The sequence below is a fragment of the Burkholderia sp. SRS-W-2-2016 genome, assembly GCF_001931485.1.
Classification (GTDB): Bacteria; Pseudomonadota; Gammaproteobacteria; order Burkholderiales; family Burkholderiaceae; genus Paraburkholderia.
The window spans coordinates 1-751 of record NZ_MSDV01000008.1; the positions used below are offsets into that span (position 1 = coordinate 1).

Genomic DNA, 751 nt, shown 5'->3' on the forward strand with positions numbered 1-751 from the left:
TTCTCGATCAAGTTCTATACCGAGGAAGGCAACTGGGACGTGGTCGGCAACAACACGCCGGTGTTCTTCATCCGCGATCCGCTGAAGTTTCCCGATTTCATCCACACGCAGAAACGCGATCCGTACACGAACCTGCGCAGCAATGTCGCCGCGTGGGATTTCTGGGCACGGCATCCCGAGTCGCTGCATCAGGTGACGATTCTGATGAGCGATCGCGGCATTCCGCAGAACTACCGGCAGATGCACGGCTTCGGCTCGCACACGTACTCGTTCATCAACGCGAACAACGAGCGCTTCTGGGTCAAGTTCCACTTCAAGTCGCTGCAAGGGATCGAGAACTTCACCGATGCGCAAGCCGCACAGGTCGTCGCGCAAGACCGTGAAAGCGCGCAGCGCGATCTGGTCGGCAGCATCGACGCGGGCAATTTCCCGAAGTGGCGTTTCGCGATTCAGGTGATGCCGGAAGCGGACGCGGCGAAGTATCGCTTCAACCCGTTCGATATCACCAAGGTGTGGTCGCACAAGGACTATCCGTTGATCGACGTCGGCACGATCGAGCTCAATCGCAACGCGGCGAACTATTTCGCTGACGTCGAGCAGGCGGCGTTCACGCCGGCCAACGTGGTGCCGGGCATCGGTTTCTCGCCGGATCGTCTGTTGCAGGGGCGGCTGTTCTCGTACGGCGACACGCAGCGCTACCGGCTCGGCATCAATCACCACCAGATTCCGGTGAATGCGCCGCGCGTGCCGA

Annotated in this window: 1 protein-coding gene; it reads left to right on the forward strand. The window is 60.2% G+C overall.

Annotated features, from left to right (window positions below):
• On the forward strand, window positions 1-751 hold a 751-nt coding region (locus tag BTH42_RS02680; protein ID WP_143751955.1), incomplete at both ends, for a catalase.